At 64.7% G+C, this 23749-nt stretch carries 27 protein-coding genes and 1 tRNA gene; 16 read left to right on the top strand and 12 right to left on the bottom strand.

Going from position 1 to position 23749, the window contains the following annotated elements; genetic code table 11:
* Positions 1 to 42: 42 nt before the first annotated feature.
* On the top strand, positions 43 to 1536 hold the full coding sequence (locus tag A8950_RS16615; protein WP_208109903.1) for a thymidine phosphorylase family protein: 1494 nt from the start codon (positions 43 to 45) through the stop codon (positions 1534 to 1536).
* Positions 1537 to 1578: 42 nt separating this feature from the next.
* Here A8950_RS16615 and A8950_RS16610 read toward each other — a convergent pair whose 3' ends face one another.
* Positions 1579 to 1869, bottom strand: a complete 291-nt coding sequence (locus A8950_RS16610) for a DUF1330 domain-containing protein (RefSeq protein ID WP_166645238.1) — start codon at positions 1867 to 1869, stop codon at positions 1579 to 1581.
* Between the two features lie 119 nt (positions 1870 to 1988).
* Between A8950_RS16610 and A8950_RS16605 the strand changes: the two genes are divergently transcribed.
* Positions 1989 to 3794: an SLC13 family permease gene (locus A8950_RS16605; protein ID WP_133614801.1), complete on the top strand. Its 1806-nt coding sequence runs from the start codon at positions 1989 to 1991 to the stop codon at positions 3792 to 3794.
* Here A8950_RS16605 and A8950_RS16600 read toward each other — a convergent pair.
* The 6 genes from A8950_RS16600 to A8950_RS16575 all read right to left on the bottom strand — a co-directional run bounded on the left by A8950_RS16600 (position 3791) and on the right by A8950_RS16575 (position 9306).
* On the bottom strand, positions 3791 to 4840 hold the full coding sequence (locus A8950_RS16600; RefSeq protein WP_133614800.1) for a C45 family autoproteolytic acyltransferase/hydolase: 1050 nt from the start codon (positions 4838 to 4840) through the stop codon (positions 3791 to 3793). The two genes, A8950_RS16605 and A8950_RS16600, sit on opposite strands and share 4 nt — an antisense overlap.
* A gap of 4 nt (positions 4841 to 4844) precedes the next feature.
* Complete coding sequence (glnQ, locus tag A8950_RS16595; RefSeq protein WP_133614799.1) at positions 4845 to 5573, bottom strand: glutamine ABC transporter ATP-binding protein GlnQ; 729 nt, start codon at positions 5571 to 5573, stop codon at positions 4845 to 4847.
* A complete protein-coding gene (gene glnP, locus A8950_RS16590; protein WP_133614798.1) occupies positions 5570 to 6226 on the bottom strand; it encodes a glutamine ABC transporter permease GlnP in 657 nt (218 codons plus the stop codon). The genes glnQ and glnP overlap by 4 nt, the downstream gene beginning before the upstream one ends.
* Before the next feature lie 61 nt (positions 6227 to 6287).
* A complete protein-coding gene (glnH, locus tag A8950_RS16585) occupies positions 6288 to 7028 on the bottom strand; it encodes a glutamine ABC transporter substrate-binding protein GlnH (RefSeq protein WP_133614797.1) in 741 nt (246 codons plus the stop codon).
* A 44-nt stretch (positions 7029 to 7072) separates the two neighbouring features.
* Positions 7073 to 8425 (bottom strand): aspartate aminotransferase family protein, encoded by a 1353-nt coding sequence (locus A8950_RS16580; RefSeq protein WP_133614796.1) that lies wholly within the window; start codon positions 8423 to 8425, stop codon positions 7073 to 7075.
* Complete coding sequence (locus A8950_RS16575) at positions 8425 to 9306, bottom strand: MurR/RpiR family transcriptional regulator (protein ID WP_133614795.1); 882 nt, start codon at positions 9304 to 9306, stop codon at positions 8425 to 8427. Before A8950_RS16575 ends, A8950_RS16580 begins: the two co-directional genes overlap by 1 nt.
* 94 nt (positions 9307 to 9400) lie before the next feature.
* Between A8950_RS16575 and A8950_RS16570 the strand changes: the two genes are divergently transcribed.
* Entirely contained in the window at positions 9401 to 10243 is an 843-nt protein-coding gene (locus A8950_RS16570; protein ID WP_133614794.1) for a BKACE family enzyme, read from the top strand.
* A gap of 66 nt (positions 10244 to 10309) precedes the next feature.
* On the opposite strand, the gene A8950_RS16565 is transcribed toward A8950_RS16570, so the two are convergent.
* Positions 10310 to 10399, bottom strand: a tRNA-Ser gene (locus A8950_RS16565).
* 142 nt (positions 10400 to 10541) lie between these two features.
* On the opposite strand from A8950_RS16565, the gene A8950_RS16560 reads away from it, so the two are divergent.
* From A8950_RS16560 to A8950_RS16510, 11 genes are all read left to right on the top strand, one after another.
* Positions 10542 to 11564 (top strand): Ntn hydrolase family protein, encoded by a 1023-nt coding sequence (locus A8950_RS16560; protein ID WP_133614793.1) that lies wholly within the window; start codon positions 10542 to 10544, stop codon positions 11562 to 11564.
* Between the two features lie 178 nt (positions 11565 to 11742).
* Positions 11743 to 12057, top strand: coding sequence for a 50S ribosomal protein L21 (gene rplU / locus A8950_RS16555; RefSeq protein ID WP_133614792.1), 315 nt, complete (start codon positions 11743 to 11745; stop codon positions 12055 to 12057).
* A 36-nt stretch (positions 12058 to 12093) separates the two neighbouring features.
* Positions 12094 to 12366, top strand: a complete 273-nt coding sequence (gene rpmA, locus A8950_RS16550; protein WP_133614791.1) for a 50S ribosomal protein L27 — start codon at positions 12094 to 12096, stop codon at positions 12364 to 12366.
* 101 nt (positions 12367 to 12467) lie between these two features.
* A complete protein-coding gene (locus A8950_RS16545) occupies positions 12468 to 12902 on the top strand; it encodes a bleomycin resistance protein (RefSeq protein ID WP_133614790.1) in 435 nt (144 codons plus the stop codon).
* Positions 12899 to 13954: a GTPase ObgE gene (gene obgE, locus A8950_RS16540; RefSeq protein WP_133614789.1), complete on the top strand. Its 1056-nt coding sequence runs from the start codon at positions 12899 to 12901 to the stop codon at positions 13952 to 13954. Before A8950_RS16545 ends, obgE begins: the two co-directional genes overlap by 4 nt.
* A 28-nt stretch (positions 13955 to 13982) precedes the next feature.
* Positions 13983 to 15125, top strand: a complete 1143-nt coding sequence (proB, locus tag A8950_RS16535) for a glutamate 5-kinase (protein WP_133614788.1) — start codon at positions 13983 to 13985, stop codon at positions 15123 to 15125.
* Positions 15126 to 15140: 15 nt separating this feature from the next.
* Positions 15141 to 16421 (top strand): glutamate-5-semialdehyde dehydrogenase, encoded by a 1281-nt coding sequence (locus A8950_RS16530; protein ID WP_133614787.1) that lies wholly within the window; start codon positions 15141 to 15143, stop codon positions 16419 to 16421.
* A 3-nt stretch (positions 16422 to 16424) separates the two neighbouring features.
* A complete protein-coding gene (locus tag A8950_RS16525; protein WP_243735681.1) occupies positions 16425 to 17060 on the top strand; it encodes a nicotinate-nucleotide adenylyltransferase in 636 nt (211 codons plus the stop codon).
* A 63-nt stretch (positions 17061 to 17123) separates the two neighbouring features.
* Positions 17124 to 17732, top strand: a complete 609-nt coding sequence (gene rsfS, locus A8950_RS19895; protein WP_243735680.1) for a ribosome silencing factor — start codon at positions 17124 to 17126, stop codon at positions 17730 to 17732.
* A gap of 144 nt (positions 17733 to 17876) precedes the next feature.
* The gene (locus A8950_RS16515; RefSeq protein ID WP_133614786.1) at positions 17877 to 18767 is read left to right on the top strand and encodes a DMT family transporter; all 891 of its coding nucleotides are present in this window, start codon (positions 17877 to 17879) and stop codon (positions 18765 to 18767) included.
* A gap of 86 nt (positions 18768 to 18853) precedes the next feature.
* Positions 18854 to 20440, top strand: a complete 1587-nt coding sequence (locus A8950_RS16510; RefSeq protein ID WP_133614785.1) for a peptide chain release factor 3 — start codon at positions 18854 to 18856, stop codon at positions 20438 to 20440.
* A 19-nt stretch (positions 20441 to 20459) separates the two neighbouring features.
* Here the strand turns inward: A8950_RS16510 and A8950_RS16505 are convergent, their stop codons facing one another.
* Together A8950_RS16505 and A8950_RS16500 are read right to left on the bottom strand one after the other, a co-directional pair.
* Complete coding sequence (locus A8950_RS16505) at positions 20460 to 20756, bottom strand: DUF2218 domain-containing protein (RefSeq protein ID WP_133614784.1); 297 nt, start codon at positions 20754 to 20756, stop codon at positions 20460 to 20462.
* A 10-nt stretch (positions 20757 to 20766) separates the two neighbouring features.
* Positions 20767 to 21297 carry a PadR family transcriptional regulator gene (locus A8950_RS16500; protein WP_243735679.1) on the bottom strand — a complete coding sequence of 177 codons (531 nt, stop codon included), beginning with the start codon at positions 21295 to 21297 and terminating at the stop codon, positions 20767 to 20769.
* Positions 21298 to 21522: 225 nt separating this feature from the next.
* On the opposite strand from A8950_RS16500, the gene A8950_RS16495 reads away from it, so the two are divergent.
* Positions 21523 to 21726 carry a heavy-metal-associated domain-containing protein gene (locus A8950_RS16495; RefSeq protein ID WP_133614782.1) on the top strand — a complete coding sequence of 68 codons (204 nt, stop codon included), beginning with the start codon at positions 21523 to 21525 and terminating at the stop codon, positions 21724 to 21726.
* Position 21727: 1 nt separating this feature from the next.
* On the opposite strand, the gene A8950_RS16490 is transcribed toward A8950_RS16495, so the two are convergent.
* Both A8950_RS16490 and mtgA read right to left on the bottom strand, forming a co-directional pair.
* Positions 21728 to 22369 carry a putative metalloprotease CJM1_0395 family protein gene (locus tag A8950_RS16490; RefSeq protein WP_133614781.1) on the bottom strand — a complete coding sequence of 214 codons (642 nt, stop codon included), beginning with the start codon at positions 22367 to 22369 and terminating at the stop codon, positions 21728 to 21730.
* A gap of 50 nt (positions 22370 to 22419) precedes the next feature.
* Positions 22420 to 23139 carry a monofunctional biosynthetic peptidoglycan transglycosylase gene (gene mtgA / locus A8950_RS16485; protein ID WP_133614780.1) on the bottom strand — a complete coding sequence of 240 codons (720 nt, stop codon included), beginning with the start codon at positions 23137 to 23139 and terminating at the stop codon, positions 22420 to 22422.
* 144 nt (positions 23140 to 23283) lie between these two features.
* Here mtgA and A8950_RS16480 point away from each other — a divergent pair, with 144 nt between their 5' ends.
* Entirely contained in the window at positions 23284 to 23748 is a 465-nt protein-coding gene (locus tag A8950_RS16480; protein ID WP_133614779.1) for an MmcB family DNA repair protein, read from the top strand.
* Position 23749 lies beyond the last annotated feature (1 nt).

Genomic DNA, 23749 nt, shown 5'->3' with positions numbered 1-23749 from the left:
CTGGCAAATGATTTCCGTCAGCGGCGATGGAGACTTGCGCGCGTGCTCAAACTGAAACCCATGGCGATCGATACCTATCGCGAGAACGTCGCCTATCTCTCGCGCGACTGCCCGCTCTATCGGGCGGAGAAGTTCCAGGGCCTCGCCAAGATCGAGGTCTCCAGGAACGGCCGCTCCATCCTCGCCGTGCTCAACATCATCGACGATGCCGGCCTGCTCGGCGCCGACGAACTGGGCCTCTCTGAATCCGGGTTCCGCCAGCTCGGCCTGCCGGCAGGCGAGATCGTACAGGTGGCACAGGCGTTGCCGCCGGCCAGCCGCGAGGCGGTGCGCGCGAAGGTCCTGGGCGAAACATTGTCGCCGGCGGATTTCGAGGCGATCATCCGCGACATCGCCGCCAACCGCTATTCCAAGATGGAAATCGCGGCCTTTCTCATCGCCTCGGCGAGTTTCCTCACCACCGACGAGGTGCTGGGCCTGACCCGGGCCATGGCCGCCGTTGGCAGCCGGCTCACCTGGCCGGATCAATTGGTGGTCGACAAGCATTGCATCGGCGGCATTCCCGGCAACCGCACCTCGATGATCGTGGTGCCGATCGTGGCGGCGCACGGCCTCACCATCCCGAAGACCTCGTCGCGCTCGATCACCTCGCCGGCCGGCACCGCCGACACGATGGAGGTGCTGGCCAGGGTCGAAATCGACATCGACGAGATGCGCGACATCGTACGCGCCACCCATGGCTGCATCGTGTGGGGCGGCCATGTGAATCTTGCACCGGCCGACGATATCCTGATCTCGGTCGAACGACCGCTCGGCATCGATACGCGCGAACAATTGGTGGCATCCATTCTGTCGAAGAAGCTCTCCGCCGGGTCGAGCCATCTGGTGATCGACATTCCCGCCGGACCCACGGCCAAGGTGCGAACCCATGCCGACGCCATCCGCTTGCGCAAGCTGTTCGAATTCGTCGGCGACCAGCTGGGCCTCGTTGTGCGGGTCGAGATCACCGACGGCTCGCAGCCGGTCGGCAATGGCATCGGCCCGATGCTGGAGGCGCGCGATGTGATGCGGGTGCTGGAAAACGATCCGCTGGCGCCACGGGACCTGCGCGCCCGGGCCCTGCTGCTGGCCGGACATATTCTCGACTTCGATCCCGGGCTGCGTGGCGGCAAGGGGCATGCGCGTGCGCTCGAACTGCTCGAGAGCGGCGCTGCGGCTCGCCAGATGGAGTTGATCATGACCGCCCAGGGATCGCCGCCGGCAAGACCCGATCTGGGCCCCCTGCGTCATGACGTCCCTGCCGAGGCCGACGGCATCGTGGCGTCGATCGATTGCTATCGCTTGGCGCGGCTTGCCCGCATTGCCGGGGCGCCCACCGACAAGGGCGCCGGCATCGACCTCTTCAGGAAGGTTGGCGACCCGGTGCAGAAGGGCGAACCTCTCTACCGCATCCATGCGGCGCACCCGACCGATTTCCGCTTCGCTACCAGTATGGTGGCAGCCGGCTCCGGCTATCAACTCAATCCGGCGCGCTAGGGGATTGCTGCTGCTATCCGGTGGGTGGATCGATGCCTTGCCTCAGCCGATCCCGTCCGCCACCACGAACTGGCAGCGGGCGGCCTTGAGGCGATAGGGCAGGATGCGCTGGTAATCCGGCGAATGGTACCAATCTTCAGCTGCCTGGCGCGACGGAAACTCCAGCACGGCGATGCGCGAGTACGGCATTTCGCCCTCCAGTACCGTGAAGGCCCCGCCCCGAACCAGAAACCGGCCGCCATGGGCCTCGATCGTCGGCATCACCTGTGCGCGATAGGTTTGGAACATCTCCGGGTCGTCAATGTTTTCATAGACGATGCAATAGGCTTTCATCCTTCCGGCTCCCATGCTGATATCGCGGCAACAAGCGACCCTAGCACGAAGATGACCCGGCCGTGGAACGGCCGCAGGCCGGCGCGGCAATCTTTTTCGACTTCAGAAACTGCGGAATCATGACGGAAGATCAGGTTTTCATCCTTGCCATCCTGGCCGCCGCTGCCGCCATGTTCCTGTGGGGTCGCTGGCGGCATGACATGGTGGCGCTTGCCGCGTTGCTCGCCGGCGTCGTCGCCGGCGTTGTGCCGGCCGCGGATGCATTTGCCGGTTTCGCGCATCCCGCGGTCATCACGGTGGCTTGTGTCCTGGTGCTCAGTCACGGCCTGCAGGCATCCGGCGTCATCGACATACTGACCGAGCGGGTCCTGCCGGAAGCGGCCGGACCGACCCTGGCCATTGCCGCAGTGACCGGCCTCGCCGCCATTCTTTCCGCCTTCATGAACAATGTCGGGGCGCTAGCCCTGCTGATGCCTGTGGCGTTGCAGATGGCGGCACGCCAGAACCTGCCGCCCGGCAAGGTGCTGATGCCGCTGGCCTTCGGCTCCATCCTCGGCGGCATGACGACACTGATCGGAACCCCGCCAAACCTCATCGTGTCCAGCTTCCGCAGCGGCCTCGGCAATGCGTCTTTCTCGATGTTCGATTTCACCCCGGTCGGCCTGGCCGTGGCGGCGGCCGGCCTCGGCTTCGTGGCGCTGGTCGGCTGGCGACTGGTGCCGGCACGCAAGGGTGCCGGCGCGGAGGAATTTGACACCGGCGCCTACCTCACCGAGGCGCGGGTCTCCGACAAGGCAAAGGCCGTCGGCATGACCCTGCGCGAAATCGAGCGGGTGCTCGACGAAGCCGACGCCCAGATCGTCGGCCTGGTGCGGCGGGAGTTTCGCGTGACAGCCCCCAACCCGGCGCGCAAGGTGCAGGCCGGGGACATTCTCATCATCGAGGCCGAACCCAAGGCGCTGGCAGCGGTCCTGTCCACACTCAACCTCACCCTGGAAGAGGCCGTCACCGACCAGAAGGGCGAGACGGAGAAGGCCGAAGGGGCAGCAGAAGCCGCGGCACTGCCCGAGGACATTCTGCTGCGGGAAATTGCTGTGCTGCCGAATTCGGTTCTGGCCGGCCGTTCCGCCAGCGACATCCGGTTGCGTTCGACCTATGGCATCAACCTTCTTGCTATCTCGCGCCAGGGCCAGCGCTCGATTGCGCGCTTGCGGACAATGCCGATCCAGCCCGGCGACGTGCTGCTGATGCAGGGAACGCCGGACGCGATTGCCGATTTTGCCGCGCAATGCGGCGGCGTTCCCCTGGCCGAACGATCGCTGCGACTACCCGACAGCCGCCAGGCCTTCATCGCGGCTGCGATCATGCTGGCCTCGGTCGGCAGCGCGGCCGTCGGCTTATTGCCGGCGGCAATCTCGTTTGCCGGCGGCGTGCTCGCCAGCATGGCTTTCCGGACCGTATCGCCGCGCCGCGTCTATGACGCCGTCGATTGGCCCGTGATCGTGCTGCTCGGCGCCCTCATCCCCGTGGCCGAGGCAATGGCGACCACCGGGACGGCCGACCTTATCGCGCGCCTGCTGCTGGACGGCGTGGCACGGGGGCATGCCATTGTCGCGCTCGGCCTCATCCTGGTCGTCACCATGACGCTGTCCGATTTCATGAACAATGCGGCGACGGCGGCGGTGATGTGCCCGATCGCGATCGGGACGGCAAACTCGATGGGCGCCAGCGCGGACCCCTTCCTGATGGCGGTTGCGGTGGGTGCCTCCTGCGCGTTCCTGACACCAATCGGCCACCAGAACAACACACTCATCCTTGGCCCCGGCGGTTTTCGCTTCGGCGACTACTGGAAACTCGGCCTGCCGCTGGAGGTGATCGTGGTGGCGGTAGCCCTGCCGATGCTGCTGCTGGTCTGGCCGCTCTAGGCCGCCGCCGCGGCCGGTACGCGGAAGGTCATCACGGGCGCGCTTCCGTCGCGTTCGTGGATCCGGCAGTCGACGGCGTCTTCGGCTACCACGAACTCTGCCGTCGCCAGCGTATTTTCTTGATCCGGATCGTCGGGCTGTGCGCGATAGATCGGCAGGGTGGAGTTCGCCTGATCCCAAAGGATGGCGAGGGCGTCAACCTCCCGGCCGGTGCTGGCTTTGGCAATCATCTCGCGCGCGCGCCGCTGACGAGCTTGGGAAGAAGCGGTGATCGTCTGGGCTTCGCCGGTCATCCGCGGATGCACCAGGTGGTTGGCGTGGCAATCAGCGCCCGTCACACCCGCGACCGAGCATTGATTGTGGGTGAACTCGATGCTCAAGATCCGCGGATCGCCCGCTTGCGCGAGCGTGAAATGAAAGGCCCCCGCGCGCGGTGCAGCCTTCAGTAGCGCGATGGCGTCATCGATATCCTGGCAATCGAGCACGGCGCGCCCCAGCACCATGCGCGGCAGACCGGCAGCGCCGGCGCCGGCGCGGATATTGTTGACGGTCTGGACCAATCCCCGATCGGTCACAGCAAAGGTATGCCCGGGTAGCGAGGCGGGATAGATGAAGCTGCGGAAGCCAGCCCCGCCGCCGGGCGCGATCCGTGCTATCGCGCAATGGCTCCGCAGACCTGGATCGCCGTCCTCGTTATGCGCGATCAGGTGCGCTGCGCCGGGAATGTCGCCCGGAATCTGCACGGTCGTGCACCCGTCCGGCGCCAGCGCCCAGATGTCGCCGCGACAGTTCCAGAGAAAGACGTCGTCAAAGGGAAGATCGAGGCCGTCCGCCAGTCCCTGGAGTTCCTGCCAATAGGCCGCGTAACGGGTTTGGGTCAACCTCCGCATCTCTTCGAGCTTCGGGTCGGCACGGTGTGCCATGACACCGAGCCATGCCGGGGAATGGCGGAGATAGTCGTGGGTGATCCGCGCGCCGAAGCGGCCAAGCTGCAGGCCGACCTCATAGGGCGAGCCCGAGATGTCGAGCGCCGCAAGGTCCGGCATGACCCTAGTGGACATGTTGCAGGAACTCGCGCAGCCGCTGGTTGTCGGGATTGCTGAGCAGGCTGGCCGGATCGCCATCGACGGAGATCTTGCCGTCCTCCATGAAAATCAGCCGCGTGCCGACTTCACGGGCAAACGCCATTTCATGGGTGACCACGATCATGGTCATCCCCTCCTCGGCCAGCGATTTCATGACCTGCAGCACCTCGTGCCGCAGTTCGGGATCCAGCGCCGAGGTCGGCTCGTCGAACAGCATCAGCTTGGGCTTGACCGCGAGCGCCCGGGCAATGGCGACGCGCTGCTGCTGGCCGCCCGAGAGTTCGCTGGGATAGTGATGCCCGCGCTCGGCCAGGCCGACCTTGGCCAGCAGGGCCTGGGCCTGGGCAAGCGCCTCGGCCTTGCCAGCACCCCGGACATGCCGTGGTCCGAAAGCGACGTTCTGCAACGCGGTCATCTGGGGAAACAGGTTGAACTGCTGGAAGACCATGCCGGCTTCCTGGCGGATGGCGCGTATCTGCGAGCGGCCGGCACGGACGCTGATATTGTCGACGATGAGGTCCCCACCATTGATCGGCTCCAGCGCGTTGATGCAGCGCAGCAGGGTCGACTTCCCCGACCCCGACGGGCCGACCAGCACCACCACCTCGCCGGCCTCGATGCTGAGATCGACTTCCTGCAGCACGACGACGGTGCCGAAGGTCTTGGTCACTTTCGAGAGTTTGACGAGGCTCATAGCATCCGCATCCTCTTCTCGGTGATCCGCAGGATCAGGGTCAGGGTGCCGGTCATCAGCAGATAGAGAATGGCAACCGCCGTCCAGATCTCGACCGCTCGGAAATTCGCCGCCATGATCTCCTGGCCCTGGCGCGTCAATTCGCCGACGCCGATGACGATGAACAGCGAGGTGTCCTTCAGACTGACGATGAACTGGTTGCCGAGCGGCGGAATCATGCGCCGGAACGCCACCGGGCCGATGATATAGAGCAGCACCTTCCACATCGGCAGGCCCATTGCCAGCCCGGCCTCCTTCAGGCCCTTGTGGACCGAGAGGAACGAGCCGCGCACGATTTCGGCGATATAGGCGCCGGCATTGACGATGATGGCCGTCATGGCGGCGGTCATCGGATTGACGCGGATATCGGCCAGCACCGGCAGGGCGAAGTAGATGAACATCACCTGGACGACGATCGGCGTGCCGCGGATGAGCTCGATATAGGTAAAGGCGAGGGCGCTCAGGAAGCGACCGCCATAGGCCCGCATCAGGCCGGCGACGAAGCCGACCGCAAGGCCGCCGGCGAGGCCGACCAGCGTGATCAGAACCGTGAGGCGAGCGCCGCCGAGCAATGCGGGGGTGGCATCGACGATAACGGACCAGTCGAATTCCATGGCGACCATCCTGGTGAGGTGTGAGGCGCGCCGGCGATGCCGGCGCGCCTGACGCGGGTGATCAGCTCTGCGGTTCGGCGCCGAACCACTTCTTGTAGATCTCGTTGTAGCGGCCGTCCTTCTTCATGTTGGCGAGGGCGGCATTGACCTTGGCAACCAACTCGCTGCCCTTCGGGAAGCCGATGCCGTATTGGTGCGCCATCATCTGCTCGCCCACCGCCTTGACCTTTCCGCCGCCGGCGGTGGCGATGTAATAGAGCACGTTGGGTGTGTCGTGCATCGCCGCGTCGACGCGCCCGGTCTGCAGCTCGAGATAGGCGTTGTCGATATTGGGGAACTGCCGCAACTCGGTTTCGGTGAAGTGCTCCTTGGCGTAATCGGTCGCCGAGGTGCCGGTCTTGACCGCCAGGATCTTGCCCTTCAGATCCTCGGCGCCCTTGATCGAACTGTCGGCCGGGACCATCAGCAGGAAGCCGCTGTCATAATAGCCGTCGGAAAAGTCGATCACCTTCTGGCGCTCTTCCTTGATGGTAATGCCGGCCAGCGCAACATCGACCTGCTTGGTCTGCAGGGCCGGAATGATGCCGTTGAAATCCATCGGCTGCAGCGTGTAGGTCACGCCGATCTCCTGGGCGATGGCGTCCCACATATCGATGTCAAAGCCGACGTATTTGTCACCCTCCTTGAACTCGAACGGCACGAAAGCGGTGTCGGTGGCGACGATGAGGTCTTCGGCCTGGGATGGCTGGGCGATGGCGATGGCGGCGGCGAAGGCGGCGACGAGAAGGCTGGTGCGTTTCATGATTCTCTCCCTGTCCTGGTGTGGCGGTCGTTGTGAAAGTCCTTCTATCCGTGCACCCCGGCCGGGGCAGGGATGCTGGCGATGGCGTCATCGATGGCGGCGCCGAGCCGTTCGACGATGACCTCGATATCGGCACGGGTGACGATGAAGGGCGGCGCGAGCAGGACATGGTCGCCATGGCGGCCGTCGATCGTGCCGCCCATCGCATAGACCATCAGACCATGCGCCATGGCTGCCTGCTTGACGCGGGCATGGAGTTTCAGCGCCGGGTTGAAGGTCTGTTTCGTCGCCCGGTCGGCGACCAGTTCGAGACCGCGAAAAAGGCCGCGGCCGCGGATGTCGCCGACATGCCGATGATCGGCGAAGCGCTCCTGCAGGCGGCGGTCGAGTTCCGCGCCTATGGCAGCGACATTGGCGAGCAGGTTATCGCGGCGGATGACGTCCTGTACCGCCAGGGCAGCGGCGGCGGCCATCGGATGGCCCATATAGGTGTGACCGTGCTGGAAGAAGCCGGATCCGCCGGCAAAGGCGTCGAAGATGTGCTGCGACAGAAGAACGGCGCCGATCGGCTGATAGCCCGCACCGAGACCCTTGGCGAGGGTCATGAGGTCCGGGGCGACGCCATCCTGCGTGCAGGCGTGGAGCGTGCCGGTGCGGCCCATGCCGCACATCACCTCGTCGAGGATCAGCAGGATGCCGTAGCGGTCGCAGATGCTGCGGATCCGCGCCAGATAATCGGCGACCGGCGGCACGGCGCCCGCCGTCGCGCCCACCACGGTCTCGGCGACGAAGGCGATGACCTGGTCCGGCCCCAACTCGATGATCTTGTCTTCAAGCTGCTGTGCTGCGCGCGCGGCATAGGCTTGGTCGCTCTCGCCGGGTTTCTGCAGGCGATAGGCGTAGCAGGGATCGATGTGATGGGTTTCGATCAGCAGCGGCTTGAACTGGGCGCGGCGCAGTTCGTTGCCGCCCGCCGCCAGCGCCCCCAGGGTGTTGCCGTGGTAACTCTGCCGGCGGGCGATGATGTGGCGCCGCTGCGGCTCGCCCTTTTCGACGAAATATTGCCGCGCCATCTTGAGCGCCGCCTCGACCGCTTCCGAGCCGCCGGAAACCAGATAGACATGGCTGATCCCTGGGGGCGCATCCTCGATCAGCCGCTCGGCCAACGCCTCGGCCGGTTCGCTGGTGAAGAATCCGGTATGGGCATAGGCCAGCCTGTCGGCCTGGCGATGCAGCGCGGCAATCACGTCCGGATGGCCGTGGCCGAGGCAGGAGACGGCAGCCCCGCCGGAGGCGTCGATATAGGATTTGCCGTCGGCATCGTTGAGGGTTATCCCCGCGCCACCGATAGCGACGGGCATGGTTCCGCGAATGGCGCGGTGTAGCAGCCGGGTCATCAGCGCCTGCCGCGGCTCTTGAGATGGGTATTGAGCGCGGCCGATTGCCGGTCCACCCGGGCCAGCGCCTCGCCGGCCGCCTTGCCGTTCCGCCCGGCCACGAGTGCGCCCAGGATCTCCGCCACCACGAAGGCCGGCGACATGGTGTGGAGGAAGGAGGGGCTGTCGGTCGGAACGATCAGCGCCACGGCGGCGCTCTGGGCCAGCGGCGCCACCGGGCTGTCGGTGATGGCGATGACCGGGACGCCGCAGGCGCGGGCGTATTCGGTAATGTCGACGGTCTGGCGCGTATAGGGCATCACGCTGACGGCGACCAGCACGTCATCGCGGCTGGCACTGCCCAGCGCATCGGCGCCGATCCCGCCCATGGCGTCGAGCATGATGGAGTGCTTGCCCGTAATAGAGAGGATGTAATGCAGATGCCACGCCGCGGAATGGCTTGAGCGCAGGCCGAGGCAGTGGATGCGCCGCGCGCGTTCGAGATAGCGGGCTGCTTCGGCGAGATCGCCCAGCATCGCCGGCTGCGCCAGTGCGGCGATATGGGTGCCGACAGCACGAAGCATGTCGGCGGCGAGAACCTGGTCGCCCTTCAGCTTCTGGCTCTTGGCCTGCTGTCCAACGCGTCCGGCAAAGCCGAGGCCGTCCTGTCGCATGGCATCGGCATAAAGCTGGCGGATATCGTCATACCCCTCGAAGCCCAGATGTTTTGCCAGTCGCGTCATGGTGGCGGGCTGGATGTCGGCCTGGCGCGCCTGTTCGCGCATCGACAGAAGGGCGACCTCGCGCGGATGCTCAAGGAGATAGCGCGCGGCGACCTGCAACTGCCGGGACATGCCGTCAAAAGCGTGGACGATCTTGTCGGAGAGGGGGGCGGTCTGCATGTCCCTCCTCTACACCCCTTGTCGCCGAACTGCAACACTTGTTTCAATAATGATAGTTATGATCTAAATGCTTCATAAAACGGGGGCGTGTATCATGACGGACGGTTTCCTTCCTACCCGCGTGGCGATCGCGGTGGCGCCGAATGGCGGCCGGCGCACGAAAGCCGATCATCCGGCCATCCCGCTGAATGCTGCCGAACTGGCGCGCGATGCGGCCGAATGCGTGGCGGCCGGCGCCGCCATGATCCATGTGCATGTACGCAAGGCCGATGGCTCCCATTTGCTGGATGCGGATGCCTATCGCGAGGCCATCGCCGCCATCCGCCGCGCGACCGGCGACCGGTTGGTCATCCAGATCACCACCGAATCATTCGGTATCTATCGGCCGGCAGAACAGATCGCGGTGCTGAAGGCCGTGCGGCCGGAATCGGCCTCGCTGGCGCTGCGGGAGTTCGTTCCCGACGCGGCCGCCGAGCCGCGTTTCATCGAGCTTCTCGCCTGGATGAAGCAGGAACATGTGATGCCACAAATCATTCTCTATGACCCAACCGAGGCGCGGCGGCTGGCCGAGCTGGTGGAAAGCGGCGCTGTTCCCTGGGCGGATATTCCGGTCCTCTTCGTGCTGGGCCGCTACAGCAAGGGGCAATTGTCACAGCCCGGCGACCTGCTGCCTTTCATCGCCCCGGACATGCCGCGCTTTGCCCATTGGAGTGTCTGTGCCTTTGGCAGAAGGGAGGCGGCCTGCGTCACGGCGGCGGCCCTGATGGGCGGCCATGTTCGGGTCGGCTTCGAGAACAATCTGCTGCGGCCCGATGGCAGCACGGCCACGTCAAACGCGGATCTCGTCCACTCGGTTGCGGAAACGATGGGACAGCTTGGCATGCAGCCCATCGATGCCGCCGCGCTGCGTGCGCTGCTTGCGTCCGATTTGGCTTAGTTTTGCCGGAGCCCGGTTCGAATTCGATGCCATCGAATTTTCCAACTGCAGGGCGCGTCGGGAAAATGGCGGAGGGGGTGGGATTCGAACCCACGGTACGCTTGCACGTACAACAGTTTTCGAGACTGCCCCAATCGGCCACTCTGGCACCCCTCCGCAGGGGTCCTCGCGCAGGAGGATCCGGGCCGGTCGAACGGCGCGGAACCTAACGAAGTGAATCGCTCTTCGCAAGTGCGGCTTGACCCCCGGCCGTTACCGCCCCGATCCTGTCCGAAAGCCGTGCTGTGGAGGGATGCTCGTGCCGGAGAGCCGCGGATTGCCGGAAATCGCCGTCATTGATCTGGGCGCGGCCGGTTTCGACCGCCTGGCGCTGATGGCGCCGGAAAAGGTGGCGCGGCTTGCCGCCGCCGGCCGGGCACTGGTGACCGGCCCGGTCCAGGCCGCCATGGATTGGCGTTCGCGCGGCTGGCTTGCACGGAACGTGACGCCCTATGCCGTGGAAATTGCCGCGATCGCCGGGATGCCAGGCATTTCAGGGGTCTATGCACTCAATCTCAGCACCGAATGGGCCTGCTCCAGCATGGTCAATGGCGGTCGGCTGATGCGGGTGCTGGACTGGCCGCTCAACGGTCTGGGCGATGAGCTTACCGTGACGCGCCATCAATCGCCGCATGGCGCCTGGTGGCAGGCTACCTGGCCCGGCTTTGTCGGCGTGCTGACCGGCCTTGCCCCTGGGCGCTTCGCCGCAGCCTATAACCAGCCGCCGATCCGCCGGACCAGTGGGGTAAAGCCGGTCGATTGGGTCCTCGAGCGGATTCGGGTCCACCGCCGCCGTGCCATTCCGCCGACCCATCTTCTGCGTCAGGTATTTGAAAAAGCTGCGGATTTTGACGAGGCGCTGGCATTGCTGGCGGGCACGCCCCTGTCGATCCCGGCCCTTTTCAGCCTCACCGGCGTGGACGGCCGCAGCATGGTGGTCGAGCGGTTGGAGGAGCGGGTGCGGCTGCGGCCCGGCCCAGTCGCGATTTCGAACCACTGGCCGGAACCGGGCCAAGCCGGGGATTGGCCGAGAGGATATCCCCGGGGCGTCGACAGCCCGGGGCGCTTCCGCGACGCCTGCGCGCTGGCGGCCGAGCTTGACGGTCTGCCCGGCGACTTTGCCTGGCTCCGATACCCGATTCTCAACAAATACAGCAGGTTGGCGGTGATGGCAGATTGTGTCGCCGGCAGCCTCGCCGTGCTGGGGCTGGAGCAGGCGGGGGAAAGTGCCTTGCCGGCCACCCGAACCTTGCGGTTAAATGGCTTGAAAGCAGGCACTTAAGGACGCCGTAGGCGCCGAGGCGCGCCCGGCCGATTCAGGTTGACAGGCAGGGGCGATAACGTCTATTTCCCACGCCGAACGGGTCGCCCTTCGGCGGCCCGACGTTTTTTGACGTGTGGAATTCAAATTTGGGCGGCGGAACGCGGCTTTCGTGCCGAGCGCTCATAGGACGGCAATCATGTTCGCAGTGATCAAGACCGGCGGCAAGCAGTACAAGGTCGCCACCAACGACATCATCCTGGTCGAGAAGCTGGAGGCCGAGGAAGGCGCCAGCGTTTCGCTCGACGAAGTGCTGATGGTGGGCGAAGGCGGCAACATCACCGTGGGTGCCCCCGTGGTGAAGGGCGCCTCGGTCACCGCCAAGGTGCTCGAGCAGCGCAAGGGCGACAAGGTCATCATCTTCAAGAAGAACCGTCGCCACAATTATCGCCGCAAGCGCGGCCACCGCCAGTTCGTGACGGTGCTGAAGATCGAAGGTATCAAGGCGGCCTGAAGGGCCGGCTTGGTCAGGAATTAGGGAGAGACCCAGATGGCACATAAGAAAGCCGGTGGTAGCTCGCGTAACGGCCGCGATAGCGCTGGCCGTCGCCTGGGCGTGAAGAAGGCCGGCAGCGAGAGCGTGATCGCCGGCAACATCATCGTCCGGCAGCGCGGCACCAAGTTCCACCCCGGCCAGAATGTCGGCATCGGCAAGGATCACACCCTGTTCGCCAAGGCGGAAGGCAAGGTGACCTTCAAGACCGGTGCCGGTGGTCGCACCACCGTCTCGGTCCTGCCCGCGGCACGACCGGCGGCCGAATGAGCATCGGCGCCCGGTAACGGGCGCGGCCATTCGCTGAAGTGTTCGAAAAGGGGAATGGCGGAAACGCCGTTCCCCTTTTTCTTTGTCCTGAAGCCAGCAACATGAAGCCGCAAGAGATCGCCTACAACGCCCTGGTGCCGGAACTGCTCTGCCGCGATTTCGCGGCAAGCCGGATGTTCTATGTCGATCTGCTTGGCTTCGCCTGCCTCTATGATCGGACGGAGTCAGGCTTCGCCTATCTCGAGAAGGGTCGCGCCCAGATCATGATCGAGCAGATCGATGCAGAAGATTCCTGGCTGACCGGGCCGATGCAGCCGCCCTTCGGTCGCGGCATCAACCTGCAGATCGAAGTAGATGATCTCGACGACCTGATTGCGCGGCTGCGGGCGGCCGATGTCATTCTCTATCGTGAACCCTATGACGCCTGGTATCGCGTCGACCAGCATGAGACCGGCCAGCGCCAGTTCCTGGTGCAGGACCCGGACGGATATCTGCTGCGCTTCTGCCAGCATCTCGGTGAAAGGCCGGCAAAATGAAATTCCTCGACGAGGCCAAGATCTTCGTGAAATCCGGCGATGGCGGGGCGGGCTGTGTCTCGTTCCGGCGGGAGAAATTCATCGAATTCGGCGGACCGGATGGCGGCAATGGCGGGCGCGGCGGTGATATCATCGTCGAGGTGGTGCCCAACCTGAACACGCTCATCGACTATCGCTACCAGCAGCATTTCAAGGCGCGGCGCGGCTATCACGGCATGGGCAAGATGCGGACCGGCCAGGATTCCGAGGACATCGTCCTGCGGGTTCCGATCGGAACGCAGATCTTCGACGAGGATAAGGAGACGCTGTTGTTCGACCTGACCAATCCGGGCGAGCGCATCGTGCTCTGCCGGGGCGGCGATGGCGGCTTCGGCAATGCGCATTACAAGACCTCGACCAACCAGGCGCCGCGCCAGGCGGGCCAGGGATGGCCGGGCGAGGAGCGCTGGATCTGGCTGCGCCTGAAACTGATTGCCGATGCCGGGCTGGTGGGTCTGCCCAATGCCGGCAAGTCGACCATGCTGGCCGCCGTCTCGCGCGCCCGACCCAAAATCGCGGACTATCCCTTCACCACCCTAAAGCCGCAGCTGGGCGTCGTTCATGTCGACGAGCGCGAGTTCGTCATGGCCGACATCCCGGGCCTGATCGAGGGTGCCCATGAAGGGGCTGGTCTCGGCACCAAGTTCCTCGGCCATGTCGAGCGTTGCCGGGTGCTGCTGCATCTGGTCGACGGCACGCAGGAGGATGTGGCCGGCGCCTACAAGACCATCCGCAAGGAGCTGAAGGCCTACAGCAAGGAACTGGCGACCAAGATCGAGATCGTGGCGCTCAACAAATGCGACGCGCTCATAGAGGAGGAGATCGAGGAAAAGGCAGCGCAGCTGAAAAAGGCCGCGAAGCTGAAAAAGGGCCAGGTCGTGCATCGCGTCTCGGGGGCCGCCGGCATCGGTATCACGGAACTAATGCGCACACTGCTCGCGATCATCGATGCCGAGAAGGCGCGCGAGGCGGAAGAGGCCAAGGACAAGGCGGGCGTCGAGATCGACGCCTGAGGGTTTGGGGCGAGGGGGAAAGCGCTCGATGAGTGACAAGAAGAAAGCACCGCCGAAGGAACGCTCGCTGGCTGCCGCGAAGCGCGTGGTGGTGAAGATCGGCTCGGCCCTGCTGGTCGATGACGAGACCGGCGGCATCCGGCGGAAATGGCTGGACGCACTGGCTGACGATGTCGCCACGTTGCGTGCGGCCGGGCAGGAAGTGGTGCTGGTTTCCTCCGGTGCCATTGCCGTCGGGCGCCGGCATCTGGGTCTCCTCGACGGTGTGCTGAGGCTCGAGGAGAAACAGGCCGCGGCGGCGACCGGGCAGATCCGCCTGGCGCATGCCTATCAGGAGACGCTGGCGCGTCATGGCATCACGGTGGCGCAGGTACTGCTCACCCTCGACGATACCGAGGAACGGCGCCGACATCTGAATGCCCGTTCGACCCTGAATACGCTGCTGCAGTTCGGCGCCGTGCCAGTGATCAACGAGAACGACACGGTGGCGACCTCCGAGATCCGCTTTGGCGACAATGATCGTCTTGCCGCGCGTGTCGCGGCGATGATCAGCGCCGACACGCTGGTCCTGCTCTCCGATATCGACGGGCTTTACAGCGCGGACCCGCGCAAGGACAGGCACGCCGCCTTCATTGGCGAGGTGACGGAGATCACCGCCGAAATCGAGGGTATGGCGGGGGCGGCGCCGGCCGGCTATTCCTCCGGCGGCATGGTCACCAAGATCGCGGCGGCGCGCATTGCCATGGCAGCCGGCTGCCGCATGGTGATTGCCAGCGGCAAGAAGATGAACCCGCTCCAGGCCGTGCTTGATGGCGGCACCTGCTCGTGGTTCCTGCCTGCCAGCGGCCCAAAGACCGCGCGCAAGAGATGGATCGGCGGGTCGCTCAAGGCCAAGGGCAGGCTCATCGTGGATGACGGCGCCTTGAATGCCCTGAAGGGCGGGCGCTCGTTGTTGCCTGCCGGTATTGTCGGCGTCGAGGGCCGTTTCGAGCGCGGCGATGCCGTACTGGTGGTCGACCGGGAGGGCAACGAGGTGGCGCGTGGTCTCGCCGCCTATGATGCCGCGGATGCCAAGCGGATCATGGGCCACAAATCCAAGGAGATCACGGCCTTGCTCGGCTATCGCGGCCGTGATGAGATGATCCACCGGGACGATCTGGTGGTCAACTGAGGGCATGGAGACGCAATGACCGCGCTGAAGAAGGATACTGGCGACGCACTCATGGACGAGATGCTGGCGCTCGGCCGGGCAGCCAAGGCAGCCTCGTTGAAGCTTGCCCAGGCGCCGCGCGAGAAGAAGGATCTGGCACTGAAGGCCATGGCCGCCGAAATCCGCGCGCAGGCGCCGAAGATTCTTGCCGCTAATGAAAGGGACATGGCGGCGGCGCGGGCGCGCGGCCTCGGCGCCGCCTTGCTTGATCGCCTGCTGCTCGATGAAAAGCGCGTCGACGGCATGGCTCAGGGCCTCGAGGAAGTCGCGCAGTTGCCCGATCCCGTCGGCCGCAGTCTCGGTGCCTGGGAGCGACCCAACGGCCTCAGGATCGAGCGCGTGGCGGTGCCGTTGGGTGTCATCGGCATCATCTACGAAAGCCGCCCCAATGTGACGGCGGATGCCGCCGGCCTCTGCCTGAAATCCGGCAATGCCGCGATCCTGCGCGGCGGTTCGGAGAGCGCCCATTCCGCCGCTGCCATTCTCGACTGCCTGCAGGAGGGGCTCTGCGCCGCCGGTCTGCCCAAGGCCGCGGTCCAGCGCCTCCCTACCACCGACCGGGCTGCAGTCGGCATCATGCTGGGGCTTGTCGAATATATCGACCTCATCATTCCGCGCGGCGGCAAGGGCCTGATAGAGCGCGTTGCCAGCGAGAGCCGCATTCCGGTCCTGAAGCATCTGGACGGCATCTGCCATACCTATGTCGACCGCGCAGCCGACCCGGAGATGGCACGGAAGGTCGTGCTCAACGCCAAGATGCGCCGCACCGGCATCTGTGGGGCGACCGAGACCCTGCTGATCGATCGCCCGGCACTCGCCTTCACCAAGCCGATCCTTGACGACCTCATCAAGGCGGGATGCGAGATCCGCGGCGATGCCGAGATCCAGGCCCTCGACAAGCGGGTGAGCGCCGCAAGCCCCGAGGATTGGGATACCGAGTATCTCGATGCCATCCTCTCCGTGAAGGTGGTCGATGGCGTGGGCGAGGCGATCGAGCATATCGCGCGCCATTCCTCGCACCACACCGAAGCCATCATCACGGCCGATGAGACGGCGGCACGGCGGTTCCTCAGCGAAATCGATTCCGGCATATTGCTGTGGAACGCCTCGACCCAGTTTGCCGATGGCGGCGAGTTCGGCATGGGAGCCGAGATCGGCATCTCAACCGGCAAGCTGCACGCGCGCGGCCCGGTCGGCGCCGAGCAGCTCACCTCTTACAAGTATATCGTGCGCGGCAACGGCCAGGTGCGGCCGTAACCCGTGTCGGTCGTCGCGCGCAAGATCGGCCTGCTGGGCGGTTCCTTCAATCCCGCCCATGAAGGGCATCGCGATATCAGCCTGGCGGCCCTGGCCTATCTCGGGCTCGACGAGGTCTGGTGGCTGGTGGCGCCGCAGAACCCGCTTAAAAGCGCTGCCGGCATGGCCCCCTTTGCCGTCCGCATGAAGGAAGCCGAGCGCGTGGCCGCCCATCCGCGCATCCGGGTGACCGATTTCGAAATGAAGGCGGGGACGCGCTACACTGCCGATACGCTGAAGCGCCTCATGCACCAGTACCGTGCCTATCGCTTCGTCTGGCTGATGGGGGCCGACAATCTGGCCAGCATGGCGGCCTGGAAAGATTGGCAACAGATCTTTCATCTCGTGCCAATTGCGGTTTTTGACCGCCCGACTTATACTTATCAAGCATTGGCCGCGTTGGCGGCACGGCGATTCGCCTGTTTTCGGGCGCGGGAGCAAGCTGCCCGGACACTGGTTATGTCGTCACCGCCGGCATGGACCTTCGTGCATCATCGATTGAATCCGATTTCTGCGACCGAGATCCGCCGCAAGCGGAATTGGGGCGGAACCGGAACAACGGGCGGCACAGCCGGCGACGCCCTGATGAGCACCAAATGAAGCGCCGGATGGAGGATCGCAGCCATTCCTGAAAAGAACAGCGCGGGGCGTCGGACATCCGCAGTGAAATCGACCGGCAAGAAGCCAGCCACGGGCACAAAGGTCAAAGCGGCCGGCAAGGCCGCGGCCAAGACTGGTGCCAAATCTGCGTCGAAGAAGGCGACAGCCGTCAAGAATTCAGCCGCCAAGAAGTCGGTCGCGAAAAAGACCCCGGTCAAGAAGCCCCTGCCGAAATCGGCCGTGCAGCCTAAGGCTGCTCCCAAATCCGCCGGCAAGGCGAGGAAGCCCAAGCAGACTGTCCCGGCCGCAAACGATGCGCGCCGGCATGACCTGCTGCAATTGGTCGAGAAGTCGCTGGATGCGGACAAGGCCGAGAATATCGTCCATGTCGACCTTGCCGAGAAATCCGCCATTGCCGATTTCATGGTGATCGCAACCGGGCGCAACACGCGGCAATTGGCGGCGATGGCGCAGCACGTGGCTGAAAAACTCTCGAAGGCCGGCGTCAAGTCGATCAGTATCGAGGGCTTGAGCCAGGGTGACTGGGTGCTGGTCGACGGTGGCGATATCATCGTTCACCTGTTCCGGCCGGAAATCCGGACGCTCTATGGTCTCGAGAAGATGTGGGGCGTGAACCTGCCGGAGCCGGAAGCGCTGCAGGCGGTCGGCTAGACCAGCCGGCCGGCGTTTTGCCGGCCATGCAGAAACGAAAGCGGCCGATGCCGAAAATGCGGCTGGTCGCCGGCATGATGCCGCCATAGCTTGGCGGGCAGGACGCCATCTGCCCAACCCGCGTCCGTGGTCGGAACTACCCTCATGACAATCCACCGCGGCGTCTGGCTCGCCTTCATTGCCTCCGCCGCCTTCTCGATGAAGGCGATCTTTGTTAAGCTTGCCTATCAGTACGGGGTTGATGCCGTGCTGCTGCTCGCGCTGCGCATGACGTTCTCGCTTCCGGTGCTGCTGGCGGCAGCCTGGTGGTCGGGACGCGGATCGACGACGGCACTCAGCCCGCGCGATTGGCGGGCGATCCTCTTCCTGGGGTTTTTCGGCTATTACCTGTCCAGCCTGCTCGACTTCCTGGGGCTGCAGTATATTTCGGCCGGTCTCGAGCGCCTGATTCTGTTCCTCTACCCGACCGTCGTGGTGCTGATCTCGGTCTATGTCCTCAAGAAGCCGATCACTGGTCGCGCCATTGCCGCCATGGCACTCTCCTATCTCGGCATCGCCATCGCCTTCGTGCATGACGTGCGGGTGACCGGCGATCAGGCGGCGACGTTGATCGGCGGCGGTCTCGTCTTTCTGTGCATGATCACCTATGCGATCTATCTGGTGGGGTCGGGACAGATGATGACCCGGATCGGCTCCACGCGTTTCGCGGCCCTAGCCACCACGGTGGCAGCCATCGCCTGCATCGGCCATTTCGCAATCCAGAGCCCGCTGGCCACGGCGTTCGGCCAGCCATGGCAGGTCTATGCCTATGCGCTGGCCATGGCGGTCGTCTCGACCCTGTTGCCGATCTTCCTGACGGCGAGGGCGATCCAGCTCATCGGGGCCGCCAAGGTCTCGATCATCGGCTCGATCGGTCCGGTCGCCACCATCTTCTTCGCCTGGGCGCTGCTGGGGGAAAGTGTTTCCCTCGAGCAGATTCTGGGCGGCGCCTTCGTGCTTGGCGGCGTGATGCTGGTAAGTTCGAAAAAAGCCTGAAGAATCATACGGGTCGCCGCGATCATAGGGGTGGAAATTCCCGCCGGAATGCGTAGATTGCGGCAAAATTGAAGCTTGGGATATCCATGGCCAACCTGCCCAACGAAGTATCGCGGCGCCGCACCTTCGCGATCATCGCCCACCCGGACGCCGGCAAGACCACGCTGACCGAAAAGCTGCTGCTGTTCGGCGGCGCCATCCAGCTGGCCGGCGCCGTCAAGGCGCGCGGCGAACAGCGGCGCGCACGTTCCGACTGGATGAAGGTCGAGCGCGAGCGCGGCATCTCGGTGACCGCCTCGGTGATGAGCTTCGAGTATCGGGGCTGCGCCTTCAACCTGCTCGACACGCCGGGCCACGAGGATTTCTCGGAGGATACCTACCGAACCCTCACCGCTGTCGACAGCGCCGTGATGGTGATCGATGCGGCCAAGGGCATCGAATCCCAGACCCTCAAGCTGTTCGAGGCCTGCCGCCTGCGCGACGTGCCGATCGTCACCTTCATCAACAAGATGGACCGCGAAGGGCGCGAGCCGATCGATCTACTTTCCGAGATCGAGCAGCAATTGGCCCTCGACGTGACGCCGGCCTCCTGGCCGATCGGCATGGGCAAGACTTTCAAGGGCTGTTTCGACCTGCTGCGCGACCGGCTGTTCCTGTTCGAGCGCGGCGGCAAGCAGGACGAGGCCGAGATCGAGATCAAGGGCATCAACGATCCGGCGCTGGACTCACATCTGAAACCCGACGAGGTTGCGCGCCTGCGCGAGGATGTCGAGATGGCGCGCGGCCTGATGAAGTCGTTCGACCTTCAGGCCTATCGTGAAGGCCACCTCTCGCCGGTCTATTTCGGTTCGGCGGTCAACAATTTCGGCGTTGGCGAACTGCTGGCGGGTCTTGCCGAAATGGCGCCGCCGCCCCGCGTGCAGCACACGACGACACGCGACGTGGCGCCGACCGAGGAGAAGGCAACCGGTTTCGTCTTCAAGATCCAGGCCAACATGGATCCCAAGCATCGCGACCGCATCGCCTTCTTCCGCCTGTGCTCCGGCCAGTTCCAGCGCGGCATGAAGATGCTGCATGTCCGATCCGGCAAGCAGATCAACCTGCACAATCCGGTGGTCTTCCTGGCGCAGGATCGCGAGATCGCGGAAGAGGCGTTTGCCGGCGATATCCTCGGCATACCCAATCACGGCAATCTCCGGATCGGCGATACGCTGACCGAGGGTGAGGCGCTGCAATTCACCGGCATTCCCAGTTTCGCGCCGGAATACCTGCAATCCGTTCGCGCCGATGATCCGCTGCGTGCCAAGCATCTCGGCAAGGCGCTGGAGCAGTTGGCGGAGGAGGGGGCGGCGCGCGTCTTCCGCCCGGAGATCGGCACGGACTATATCGTCGGCGTGGTCGGCGCGCTGCAGTTCGAAGTGCTGGCCGACCGCATCCGCACGGAATACGGCCTGCCGGTGCGCTTCGAGCCGACCAGCCTCCATACCGCGCGCTGGGTGGAGAGCGACGATGCCGCGGCTCTCAAGTCGTTCCTGGACGAGACCCGGGCCAGCATGGCGAAGGACCATAACGGCGATCCCGTCTTCCTTGCCCGCAATGCCTGGCATCTCGACCGGGCGCAAGCCGATCACCCCAAGGTGAAGTTCCTGAAGGTCAAGGAACAGCCGCACTGAGAGCGGTTGCGGCGATGCATCACCCCTCGCCGCGTTGCCAGACAATCTCGGGCGGTTCGCGAAAGGCGAAACGAACAAGGTGCCGCGCAATGACATCTTCCATCCTGGCCAGATCTTCGTCGTTCGCGGCAGCAACGCTCATTGCCAGAACCTCGCCATCAGCAGCGAGGTCGCAGCGTCCGAAGGGAAACTCGATCCAGCCGCTTTCGGCATCGTGGGCAGCCGGGATCCTGTGGGCGAAATGTTTGCACAACTGGCCCAGATAGCGCGCCGGCGAGGCGGTCGCGACGCGGGCGAGGGATGTCCTCGGGGTCATGTCAGAGACCTCATGCCTGTTCGATCTTGCGTGCGGCTTCGTCGAGGGCCGCGGTGATGCTGCGGTTCTGTTCCTCGCTCAACTTCCCCTGGGACAGGCGCAGGCGCAGGGCCATCTTGAAATTCTCCATGGCGCGGATGATCTGCGGAGACGGCCCGCCGCCATGGGCGGCATGGGTTTCCTCGATCCGGCGCAGGATGCCTTCTACCGTGACCCGGTTCTCGGCCAGATGCGACTTGCCGGATTCGGTGACGGCATAGAGCTTCTTGTTGCCTTCGACCTCGCTCACCGTGGCGAGGCCCGTCTCTTCCAGCAGGGTCAGCGTCGGGTAGACGACCCCGGGACTTGGGGTATAGGCGCCCGCCACCTTTTCCTCGATCGCCTTGATCACTTCATAGCCATAGCGTGGCTTCTCGGAGATCAGGTGGAGGATCACCAGGCGCAGATCGCCATGGTCGAAGACGCGGCCCCCGCCATGATGGCGATGGCGCCCCCCAAATCCTTTGCCAAAACCGTGCTCCCGGTTCCAGCGGCCGCCCATGCCCCAGTCACCTCGGGCATGTCGCTCCTCGCAGCGTTTGTGTAACTGCTTGAAAAACATGAAAACCTCTTGCTTTGTTGTTATTAGATAGAATTTAGATATATCTAAATATGTTCGATTTCAAGGGTACTCGGCGAGAAAATCCTCCGGCTCAGAGTCGCGGCTTGACCTTGCCACGGTGGGAAGCCCCATATTTCGACCGTCACGAAAACGGAGTTCCGGACCATGTTGCATTTGAAGGTCGAAGGCATCACTTGTGGCGGCTGCGCCAGTTCGATCAAGAAGGCGCTGGCCGCGGTCGCATCCGGCAGCAATGTCGCGGTCGATATCGAAGGCGGCGAAGTGAAGGTCGAAGGCCAGGCCGATCGCGCCAAGGTGGTTGCGGCCATCGAGGGCGCCGGCTTCGACGTGGTGGGCGACGCCGCCTGAGCTAGATCCGCTGGTCGGCAATGGCGCCGAAAAGCTCACGGGCAAGGTTTGCGGCATCTTCGGCGGCCGCAGCATTCCTTTGGGCATCGCGATAGGCGCGTTCGGCCTCCTGCCGGCGTTCAGCCGGAGTGGTCGTTTCGCCACTTTCCTGGGCGACAAGACTGGCGGCGGCACCGGCGAGGGCCCTGAAATCCCCCGATGAGGGCGATTGCACCGAGACCGCCGCAGCCTGGACGCGGCGGAGCGCCTTCTCCTGCTCTTCCGGCGAGCCGCCGGCGTTGCCGAGGCGGATTGGTACCCTTCCCTCGACCGCATAGAGCTTGCCGTCGGGTCCGCGGCGAAAGGTGTATTGCGGCTCGCCAGCATACTGGCCGGCCGTGTTGGCGTGGCGCTCCTCCTCGTTGCGGACGGCGCGGTCGCGCGCCTGCAATTCGGCAATGATGCGCTTTTCCTCGGGGCTCAGCTGGCCGGTCGTCTCGGGGGCCGGCGTTCCGCCCGGGCGCGCGGCGGCATCGGCAGGCGCGCTGCCGGCATCGCCGCTGCGGCGGCGGACCAGATAGCTCTCGGTCCCCGGCGCACCGCCCGGCACGCGGGCGATGACCTGACCCTGGCCGCCATCGATGATGCTGCCGATCATGGGCATGACGCGGCATTCTCGCGCGGCGACAGACGCCTGTCTTGGTTAATTGGCGTTTACCTTGTCGGCCGCGGGCAGGGATCGCCGGTGGGGTCCGGCACGTCGTTCATGCGGGCCTGGATGGTCCCGGCCCGGTTGCGGATATAATTCGTCGGATTCGACGCCGACCAGCGGATCGGGTTGGGCAGCACGGCGGCGAGCAATGCCGCCTCGCGTCGCGTCAGCTCGCTCGCCGGTTTGCCGAAATGCGCCTGCGCCGCGGCCTCGGCACCGTAGATTCCGGGGCCGAACTCGACCACGTTCATATAGACCTCGAGGATCCGCTTCTTGCTCCAGACAAGCTCGATGAGGCCGCTGAAATAGAACTCCACCGCCTTGCGGACATAGGTCCGGTCGGGCCAGAGAAAGACGTTCTTCGCGGTCTGGTTGGTGATGGTGGAGCCGCCGCGCATGCGCTTGCCCTGACGGTTGCGTTCCCAGGCCTGCTCGATCGCCTGCCAGTCGAAGCCGCGATGCGAACAGAATTTCGCATCCTCGGCGGCGATGATGGCGCGGGCGAGATGCGGCGAGATGTTCTCGTAGGCTTCCCAATCCTTGTGGATCCAGTTGCCGTCGAAGAGGCGCAGCACCATCAGGGGGGTCGCCGGCGGCGGCAGCCAGGCGTAGACGGCGGTCAGCACGACGGAGATCAGGAAAAAAAGTGCCGCGAGTTGGAGCAGGGCGCGCCACAGGCGACGGAACAATCCTGGTCGCCGCCCGATGTTGTCGCCGCTCATCCAACAGCCTTTCCTGCCTGCGCTGCCCGTTCTGGATACTGATCCGGAACGGCTGCCGCAAGCCGAGCACGCGGCACCGGGATTGGCATGCCATGGACAAACAGTGAACATCACGGCAATCTGTCGGTGGTGCAGGAGGTGGGGATGGCAACAGGACCCGTTTTTGCGGAGCACGTGGCGGCGCGCGAGCCGGACAAGGCCGGGGAAATCGCGCGCGGCGTCGCGCGGCTCTTTGCCGATCTCGGATTTGCCAGCCTGGCGGAATTCCCGTTGCGGGCAAAGCGTCGGGCGGATCTCGTCGCCTTCAACGATGCCGGCGAGATCGTCATCGTCGAGGTGAAATCCTCGCGCGCCGATTTCCGAGCCGACCAGAAATGGCCGGAATATCGGAGTTTCTGCGACCGGTTTTTCTTTGCCGTGGCGGCTGATTTTCCACGCGAGATCCTGCCTGAAACCTGCGGCCTCATCGTCGCCGACCGCCATGGCGGCGCCATCCTGCGTGAGGCACCGATGGTGCCCCTTAATGGCAACCGTCGGCGCGCGCAGATTCTGCAGATTGCCCTTTGCGCCAGTCAGCGACTGGCACGCCTTGGCGCGCCAGCCATCTGAC

It is taken from the genome of Dongia mobilis, from assembly GCF_004363235.1.
GTDB lineage: Bacteria > Pseudomonadota > Alphaproteobacteria > Dongiales > Dongiaceae > Dongia > Dongia mobilis.
Note: the sequence above shows the minus strand (reverse complement) of the source record. Positions and strands in the feature narration are given on the sequence as shown.